The sequence below is a fragment of the Thioclava indica genome, from assembly GCF_000714545.1.
Taxonomy (GTDB): Bacteria; Pseudomonadota; Alphaproteobacteria; order Rhodobacterales; family Rhodobacteraceae; genus Thioclava; species Thioclava indica.
The window spans coordinates 1-8,233 of sequence record NZ_AUNB01000064.1; the positions used below are offsets into that span (position 1 = coordinate 1).

Here is an 8,233-nt window from a genome sequence, read left to right on the forward strand (position 1 = left end):
CACCAGATGCCGGGACTGAACACCTAGTTCTGATCCTCTAGCAGCGGCTCGTAGCGCTTGTCGGTCAGTGTCTTGAGAAAGGCCACCAGCGCGTCGACCTTACGCTCGCTCATGGCCTTGGCGCGCAGCTCGTCAAGGTCCACCGTAGCGGGCACTTCGGCCTCGGCCCAAGGCTTGCCCGTCTCGGGGTTCAGTTTGCGCTCGGGATTGTTGTATTTGTCGTAAAACTCGATCACCGTGCGCAGATCGGAAAACACGCCGTTATGCATGTAAGGCCCGGTCACCGCGACATTGCGCAGGCTTGGCGTTCGAAACTTGCCATCCATCGCCGGATCGCTCACTTGCGGGTTTTCCAGCAACCCGTGATCAATGTAATCGGGCGAAACCTGACCAAGCGCCAGCAGGCCGGGATTTCGCGGCACGCCGATATTGCGATATTGGTGATTGGTGAAAGGCTCGTGCGGGGCATCCTCGCGCTTGAGCTTGTGACAGCTCGAACAATTCACATTGTTATTTGAGAAAAACAGCGTGCGCCCGAGGTCTTCCAGCACGGTCAGATCATAGTCGCCGCGCAGAAAGCGGTCGTATTTGCTGTCAAAGGGGGCGAATTGATCGGTGCGCTCGAACGCCTCGATGGCTTGGCCAAAGGCAGCAAAGGCTGCGGGTGTGTCGGGCGCTGTGTCGCTAGCGCGCTCGAAGACATCATCGCCAAAGAGTCGTTTGAAATCCGCGACGTAATCGGAGTTTTCCTTGATCCGCGCCACGACTGCATTCGCATCGGGCATCATCATTTCGACCGGATTGAGCGGCGGGCCGATGGCTTGATCGGCCAGCGTTGCCGCGCGTCCGTCAAGAAACTCCCCGCCCACATATTCCTTGATCGCATCGTCGAAATGGAACGGCGGCGAGGTCAGCGCATAGGTCGCCATCGGCGTATTGCGCACGCCCATGGAATGGCCGTCGTCGCCCAGCGAGACCATGCCCGTCGCAGGCGTCTCGCGCCCGTCGGTAAAGGCGCGGTCGGGATCGTGACAGGTGGCGCAGGCCATCGTGCGATTGACCGAGAAATTGGGATCAAAGAACAGGCTCTCGCCCAGCTCAGCCGCACTCAGGGGGGCATCTTCCGCCGGGGCGGACGGAGGTGCAGTAAGCGCGACCAGACCGACAAGCCCGGCAACAATGGCGAGTGAAAGACGTTTTTGCATCGTTCAGATCCTTCGCAGCATTTGCTTGATATCACGCAACGGTTCCATCAGCAGCGCCGCCACGCTGGAGTAGCGCACCCCGCGCGGGCCAATTCCGAAATCGGGCGCGCCTTGGGTTTGCGCAGGCAGTCTGAGCGTGCCAAACATCCAGTCCCAAACCGCCAGGCAAGAGCCGAAATTGCTTTGCAGGTAGCGGCGATCATGGTGAATCTGGTGCTGTGCGGGGGAGACGAGGATATGCTCCAGCCAGCGCCCGTAGCTTAGCCGCACATGGCTGTGGCGCAGGTTCGCGGTAAAGGCAAACAGAGCCACGATGAACAGGTTTTCGCCAAAGATCGTGTACAGATCAAGCCGCGCGCCAAAGAGAAAGATGAACACCCCCGTCACGGCCCCCGCCACGACCGCATGACGCAGCGCGAACAGCAGGCTTTCGAACGGATGGATACGATAAACCAGCAGCGGAGTGAGCACCTCGGCGGCGTGATGGACGCGGTGGAACGGCCACAGCCAGCACGAGCGATGCATCAGCCGGTGCAGCCAGTAGCGCGACAGATCCGACAGCAAGAACAGCGCGACCGTATAGGCCAGCACGATGGAGCGATAGCGCCATGCAAGAAAGGGTGGGTCGTAAAACGCGTTCAACCCGTGCATCACCCAGACCGCCACGCTCTGCACCGACAGCACCAGTGGCACGATGAGCGCCGTGCGCAGGCCCCACGCCACAAGGAAATACAGCGCATCAAGGCGTGAATCCGGGCTAAGCCAATAGGCCCGCAACCGCGCGCGCGTCGGCCAGCTTCCGGCCGTCAGCATCAGCACCAGCGCAATCGCAGCACTGGTGAGAAGATAGAGCCAGAAGATCCGCTCGGTGCCGCTAAAAAGCCCGTCGAAGGGCAGGGGCACAGCGGGCATAGCGTTGAGCGCGCGTTCCATTGCGATCAGTCCCCGTCGGCATCCACCAGCCCAAGCGTCACGCCGATCAACAGCGCCAGCGAGTTATAATAAGCGTTTTGCGCGCGTTGCAGCCCGTTGATGATCGGCACGGCCTCGCGCGGCGCAAAGGCTTTATCCTCGGGCACGGATTTGTAAGCCTCGATGGCCTCACCCAGCATGTCCTGCACCGAGGCCAACCCCGCACCAGCCCCACGCGCCTCGGCAATGGTCGAGATATTGGGCGCGGCATCGGTCGCCAGAAGCCGCCAATGCGTGTCAAGGATCGCCCCGATCACGGGCCAGGACGCGTTGCCCCAGCGATACTGGCGGTTCTCGGGATGTGTCTGGCCCAGCGTCTTTTTGGTCAGCCCCGCCACTTCGGCAATGCGCCAGTCGCGGGTTTTATACAGGCTCTGGATCTGGGCGTTCATCAGCAGGCCCAGCGACTCGTCGGGATTGGCCAGAAAATCATCGCGGTGGTCAAGATAGCCCTGATGCACCGTCTCGAACCGCTTGCACAGCGATCCGGTAATTTCTTGCGCAAGGGCCTGACGACGGTTTGACCACGGGCCGGAAAACAGGATATCATCCAGCGCGGTGATCGAGCGATAGGCGTTTTTATAAAGCGCCTTTTTCGGCGCAGAGTCGCTTTTGATCGCGCGCTCAAGGCTTGCGTGAAGATCCTCTTTGCCGTGATGGAACATGTCGATGAGCAACGGATAATCCATCGCATCCATGTCATAGCCGCCAAGGATATAGCTTGTCTCAACGCGCCCCCAGCCCTCGGCCAATTGGGTAAACGCGTCTTCACGGGCCTGCGCGGTGCTGTCATTCGCAAGCGTTCCCGCCATCGCGTGACAGCTTTGCACCGTGGCTTCGGAATCGGCCAGAAGGATGTCGTCATAGATCGCCTGATAGGCGGGCTGCACCTCTTGCGCGGCAGCGGCCAGCGGCATCAGGCTCGCGAAGAGGGCGGAAAGAACTGCAAGCCGGGTCATAGGCTCTCCAGATAGCTGAGGATCGCGGCGCGCGCGGCCGGATCGAGGGAAATGAATGTCTTTCGGGCCTTAGCGGCCTCGCCGCCATGCCACAAGATCGCTTCTTCGGGCGTGCGCGCGCGGGCATCATGCAGGAAACGATGACCTGCACGCAAACGCGCGCCAAGGCCCCAAAGCGGGGCGGTGCGAAATTCGGACGGACCCGCCATATGTTCGCGCACGCCGTCAGCCAGATCCTTGCCCATATCATGCAGTAGATAATCGCTCATCGGGCGGATTTCGCGGCCATCGGCGGTGCGCAGTTCAGGCCGGTGACAGGCGGTGCAGCCGGTGGTGGCGAACAGATCCGCCCCACGCGCGGCACTGGCGCCAAGATGTTCGGGCTGCGGTGCCTTGAACCCTTCGAGATAGGTTTCAATCGCCGCGAGCCGCGTATCGGGCAGATCAAGCAGCCCTTGCGGCGAGGGACGTCCGCGCGGGGCCTCGATGCAGGCGGTCTGGCCGGACTGGCACAGCTCAGCCGGATAGTGCGCATTGGTCAGCCCCATATCGCTGGCAGCGGCATTGGCGATCTGGGCGCCCAGCGTGGGCTCGGCGGCCTTCCAGCCATAGCGCCCGATTGCGCCATCCGTCATCCGGTTGGCGCGTCCGCTGATCCCGTCACCGTCGCGATCCTCGGGGTCTTCCCACGCCAATATCTCCGCATCCGGCACCGCCGCGATCAGACCCAGCCCGGCCAGCGCAGGGGGCTGGCGGGTGAAAATCACGGTATCCATGGCCAGAGGGCCATAGGCCAGAGCGTCAAGCTTGGGCGTCAAGCGTTCAAGCGTGACTTCCGCGCCATCGCGATAACGAAACGCGATCTGGCGGGTTTCGAGCCGCGGGCGCGCTTCGGGGGTGGCATGGCCGGTCGCGTTGATTGCGATCTGGCCGCCATAACGAGGATCAAGCATGCGGGCGTGATCGGGGCTTTCGGGATTGTCCGTCGCCAGCCGCGCGTCATGGGCGTCCGGCCGCGCCAGTTTGAATAAAAGAGCGCGCCGCGGCTGGCCCTCGGCATCGATCGCGGGCGCAGAGCCGTTGTTTTCGTGACAGCTTGCGCAGGTATTGGCGTTAAAGAACGGCCCCAACCCGTCGCGCGCGGTGGTGGCCGCAGGGGCTGCGACCCACGGGATGGAAAAGAACGACCGCCCCAGCATCCGCTGGTCAAGCGTGGCGTCATCGGGCGCGTGCATGGCTTGGGCGAAGGGGGCGGGACCGGCGGCATCGGTCGTCCAGTCGGGCAGGGCGGTTGCAGCGCCGCCCACCGCCGCCATCAGCGATAGCGCAAGCGTTCCCGCGATGATCTCCTTGCGCGTCATTGTGTCCTGCAATTCTCAATCGGTGCGGGCACGCCCGGGCCTGGCCGGCCGTGCCCTGTCTTTATCGGGTCCGGCCGCTCAGTTGACTTGCGTCTCTTCGGGGTCGGTCACGTTATCGGTGGTCAGCGACAGGCCGTATTGCGGCGCGATCTGAACCATTTCATCGCCGAGCTTGCGCAACTCGTTCTTAAGCGTGACGATATTTTGCACCGAGTCCTCGTTTTCGGGATGGATCTGGTAGTCGAAATGCATCGTGGTCTTGGCGGTGTCATTCACCGTCCCGATCCGCTTGGAGATATCGGCCATCAGGCTGTCAAGCGTGGTGCGCTCATCCTCGGGCAGCGCGCTGGCAAAGCCCATGCCAACATCCTTGCCCTGATATTCGCCCAACAGCACGTTGTGGATGCCTTCGTAATTCAGCGCGATATCGCGGTGGGTGTTGTCGGAGAAGCAGGAATGTTCGTCTTCCTCGGACGGGGTCAGCACAGCGACCGCGATCCGCTCGTTGGCCAGTTCCGATTTCGCGAAGATGCCAACGCCGACGAGGATCTGCTTGATCGCATCCTGCGTGGGGATGTTCATCGAGGCCTGATCGCCCGTCAGCTTGCCCAGCAATGCGGCGCGATACAGCCCCGTGTCGCCATCGACCGTATCATCCCAAGCGCCCGAAACCGTGGTCAGATCGAAGACCAGCTTGTCAGCCGCTGATTGCAGGAAGGCCAGACGACGTGCAGCCAGTTCATCGGTGGTGAAGTCGCTGAGCGGACGCTGCCCTGCGACCATCGCGCCATGGGTGATCTTATCCTCGATCATATTGGCGTAATCCTGATCCTGCCCCCAAAGCAGAAATTCAATCGCGTGATAGCCAGTCGCGACATTGGCATCGCCGCCGTTTTCATTCAGCGCGGTCAGCGCATCGGGGGTGATCGTGGTCACATCGACTTCTTCGGGCTCTTCGCCGCCCGGCGTAAAGCTGCCCGCCGTGTCGATGATATTGCCCGAGGTCTTGTTGCCATCGGCATCGGTCGTGTAGTCGATCATATTCTCGTCAAGCGGCCAGGCGTTGATCTGGCCCTCGAGCGCGCCGTATTTCTCGGCCACCCAGCCGGATTCGGCGTCAATCGGGCCGTTGGAGAGGCGGAACACCTCGGTCGGGCCATAGCTTTCGCGCGATTGCAGCCAAGCCTGCTTGGCAGCGTCCAGCGTCTGCTCGCTCGGGGCTGCGGCGAAGGCGTCAATCGCGCCTTTCAGTGTCTTGGCGTCCGCCAGCGCGTCAGAATAGCTGTCATGGGCGATGGTGGTATAGGTCGTAAGCGCCGCCATTTCCTGGTCTTTGCTCACCTCTGCCAGCGCGATGGTCGGGGCAAAAGCGGGCATCCCGAGAGCAAAGCAGGTTGCGATCAAGGCGATCCGATTGGTTTTCATGTTTACCAGTCCCTAGTTTTCGGTTGCTTTGGTCGCGGCTGGCGATGGCTTGCCGCATCGTCGTTAAAAATCAGGCGGTTGCGAGCCGCGTGGCGCTACAACGGCGCTTTTGCCATGCAAACAGCGCCACCACCGTGCCCCAGTAGAGGGCGAGCATAAGGATGTCCCAGACGATGGGCTGCGAGCGATAGGCCGCAAGCGTTGCCAGCAAGCTGCCGAACATCGAGCTGTCCGAGAGAACGCCCGAGCTGTCCCAGACGGTCGCATAGATCCAGCCGGGCAGATCGAAGGCCGAGAGGTGCTTGGACAGCAGCTTGCCCATCGCGGTCAGGAACAGCGCCGAGCCGAGAAACAGCAGCATCCATTCGGTTACGCGGAAAAACCATTTCCAGGACACAAAGCGCGCCCCGACCTGCAAAGCCCAGAACAGCACCAGCGCAATCCCCAGACCCGCGATGGCCGAGCCTGCGAAGGTCAGGTAGTTGCCCAGACTTTGCAATTGCAGGAACGAGCCATAGAGGAAGACCACGGTTTCCGATCCTTCCCGCCCGACGGCAATCATCGCCAGCGCAAATACGCCCCACCAGTTCGAGGTTGCAGCGTGGCGATCCAGCTCGCCCTGCATGTCGTGTTTGAGCGTGCGCCCGTGCTTGCGCATCCAGAACACCATCTGCACGATCAGCGCTGCCGCCATTGTCAGCATGCCGATTTCAAACCAGTTCCGCGCATTGGCACCCAAGAAGGTCGTGACGCCCACCAGCGCCAGTGCCAGCAGCGTTGCCAGCGCAAATCCCGCGACGATCCCGCCCAGAAGCCATGCCTTGCCCGTGCGCGCATCGGCGCGATGGGCCATCCATGCCCAGAGGATCCCGATCACCAGCAGCGCCTCGACGCTTTCGCGCGCCACGATAAAGATCACCTGGCCCATCATTGCGCGGCCTCCTTCGCGACCAGTTTGCCCATCACGCCGGGCTGGAACTCGTCGAAATAGTCATATTCTCCAGTGTCGAGCGGTGTGACGGTCATCGTCGCGTCCATCCCCATGAACAGCACCTCTTCAAGGCGCATCTGGTTGCTCTCGAACTCGGAGGGCTTGGTGCCGATATTGGTCACATGCAGCTTGAAACGGGTCTTGGCGGGCACCACCAGCGTTTCAGGCAGCAAAGCGCCGTCTTTCAGCTCGATCTTATAGGTGGGGATCGCGGCATCCGGGTCGACAGGGGGGCTGAACTCCGCTGTTTGCGACGCCGCGGCCTCGGGCTTTGCGGCCTCGGATGTCGCCGCTTGCGCCTGCGCTGTGCTAAGCCAAAGTGGTGCGAGGCAGATCAAAGCAAGCGTGGATATCGCGCTTGCACGCCGAACCGATTTCAACTGATGTGACATCCCAATACCCAATCTAGCGACCATCAAGACACGACCGCTTGTATTTCTGATAGTTTCAGTCGGTTTTTATGTTTCCGATGCCTGCCTGTCAACCATCCAATGGCGGGAGTTCTGGGGGCAAGCGGATAAAGAATGACGCTCAAACGGCTTTATTTTGCAATAATGCTGCCTGCGGCGATGCAGGGATCACCCGTCAAATCGCATGAGCGAGTCGTCTTGAGCCAGCTCGCTAAACCCAGTGCCCCATCCCCTGCATTGCGCGCTTGCGTTCCAAAATGCGCCAAAGCGGGTTAGTGGCGCAATGGTTTCGCAAAAGGCGACTCCTGCATTTACCCTGGAACCCGGCGCTTACGCGGCTTCGTCAGCGGAATCCGCGTTAAGTTGGCCGTAATTCTGTGTGCCGATCTCGTCCAAAAGACCGATCTGGGTTTCCAGAAAATCAATATGGCCTTGCTCATCCAAAATCAGCTTTTCGAACAGATGCATCGAGGCGTAATCGTTCGCATCTGCGCAAACCTTGCGCGCCTCGGTGTATAGCGCCACGGCCTCCATCTCGGCCTCCAGATCGCAGGTCAGCGTCTCGCGCACGGTCTCACCAATGCGCAACGCGTCCAGCGCTTGCAGGTTAGGATGCCCCTCAAGAAAGATGATCCGGTTAATCAGCTTGTCGGCGTGTTCCATCTCTTTGATGCTTTCTTCGCGCATCTTCTTGGCCAGCTTTCCATAGCCCCAATCTTTTTGTAGCCGGTAATGCAGCCAGAATTGACTGACGGCTGTCAATTCAACGCGCAGGGCCTTGTTGAGATATTCAATGACTTTTTAGTCAACCAGACAAACTTTCGCGGCTCAATCGACGCGTAGCGCTTTGACACCCGCATATAAAGACACAGGGTTCGGTTCGATGTAAGCGGTGCGCCGCTCCCACACT

At 60.8% G+C, this 8,233-nt stretch carries 8 protein-coding genes; all 8 read right to left on the minus strand.

All coding sequences use genetic code 11. The features are described 5' to 3' along the window. Window positions 1–23 precede the first annotated feature (23 nt). A complete protein-coding gene (locus tag DT23_RS15805) occupies window positions 24–1,205 on the minus strand; it encodes a cytochrome-c peroxidase (protein WP_081847239.1) in 1,182 nt (393 codons plus the stop codon). Window positions 1,206–1,208: 3 nt separating this feature from the next. Next, window positions 1,209–2,138 (minus strand): sterol desaturase family protein, encoded by a 930-nt coding sequence (locus DT23_RS15810; RefSeq protein WP_051697358.1) that lies wholly within the window; start codon window positions 2,136–2,138, stop codon window positions 1,209–1,211. Between the two features lie 5 nt (window positions 2,139–2,143). Beyond that, complete coding sequence (locus tag DT23_RS15815) at window positions 2,144–3,136, minus strand: imelysin family protein (protein WP_038132797.1); 993 nt, start codon at window positions 3,134–3,136, stop codon at window positions 2,144–2,146. Next, window positions 3,133–4,497 carry a di-heme oxidoredictase family protein gene (locus DT23_RS15820; protein WP_051697359.1) on the minus strand — a complete coding sequence of 455 codons (1,365 nt, stop codon included), beginning with the start codon at window positions 4,495–4,497 and terminating at the stop codon, window positions 3,133–3,135. The genes DT23_RS15815 and DT23_RS15820 overlap by 4 nt, the downstream gene beginning before the upstream one ends. Window positions 4,498–4,575: 78 nt before the next feature. Then, the gene (locus tag DT23_RS15825) at window positions 4,576–5,922 is read right to left on the minus strand and encodes an imelysin family protein (protein ID WP_038132799.1); all 1,347 of its coding nucleotides are present in this window, start codon (window positions 5,920–5,922) and stop codon (window positions 4,576–4,578) included. A gap of 70 nt (window positions 5,923–5,992) precedes the next feature. Next, on the minus strand, window positions 5,993–6,853 hold the full coding sequence (locus tag DT23_RS15830; RefSeq protein ID WP_051697360.1) for an FTR1 family iron permease: 861 nt from the start codon (window positions 6,851–6,853) through the stop codon (window positions 5,993–5,995). After that, entirely contained in the window at window positions 6,850–7,305 is a 456-nt protein-coding gene (locus DT23_RS18720; RefSeq protein WP_051697361.1) for a cupredoxin domain-containing protein, read from the minus strand. The genes DT23_RS15830 and DT23_RS18720 overlap by 4 nt, the downstream gene beginning before the upstream one ends. Window positions 7,306–7,653: 348 nt before the next feature. Further along, the gene (bfr, locus tag DT23_RS15840) at window positions 7,654–8,118 is read right to left on the minus strand and encodes a bacterioferritin (protein ID WP_038132800.1); all 465 of its coding nucleotides are present in this window, start codon (window positions 8,116–8,118) and stop codon (window positions 7,654–7,656) included. Window positions 8,119–8,233: the final 115 nt, after the last annotated feature.

Bases quoted from the DNA above. Each gene is read 5' to 3' on its own strand.
- DT23_RS15805 (WP_081847239.1), bottom strand. From the start codon at position 1,205: ATGCAAAAACGTCTTTCACTCGCCATTGTTGCCGGGCTTGTCGGTCTG.
- DT23_RS15810 (WP_051697358.1), bottom strand. From the start codon at position 2,138: ATGGAACGCGCGCTCAACGCTATGCCCGCTGTGCCCCTGCCCTTCGAC.
- DT23_RS15815 (WP_038132797.1), bottom strand. From the start codon at position 3,136: ATGACCCGGCTTGCAGTTCTTTCCGCCCTCTTCGCGAGCCTGATGCCG.
- DT23_RS15820 (WP_051697359.1), bottom strand. From the start codon at position 4,497: ATGACGCGCAAGGAGATCATCGCGGGAACGCTTGCGCTATCGCTGATG.
- DT23_RS15825 (WP_038132799.1), bottom strand. From the start codon at position 5,922: ATGAAAACCAATCGGATCGCCTTGATCGCAACCTGCTTTGCTCTCGGG.
- DT23_RS15830 (WP_051697360.1), bottom strand. From the start codon at position 6,853: ATGATGGGCCAGGTGATCTTTATCGTGGCGCGCGAAAGCGTCGAGGCG.
- DT23_RS18720 (WP_051697361.1), bottom strand. From the start codon at position 7,305: ATGTCACATCAGTTGAAATCGGTTCGGCGTGCAAGCGCGATATCCACG.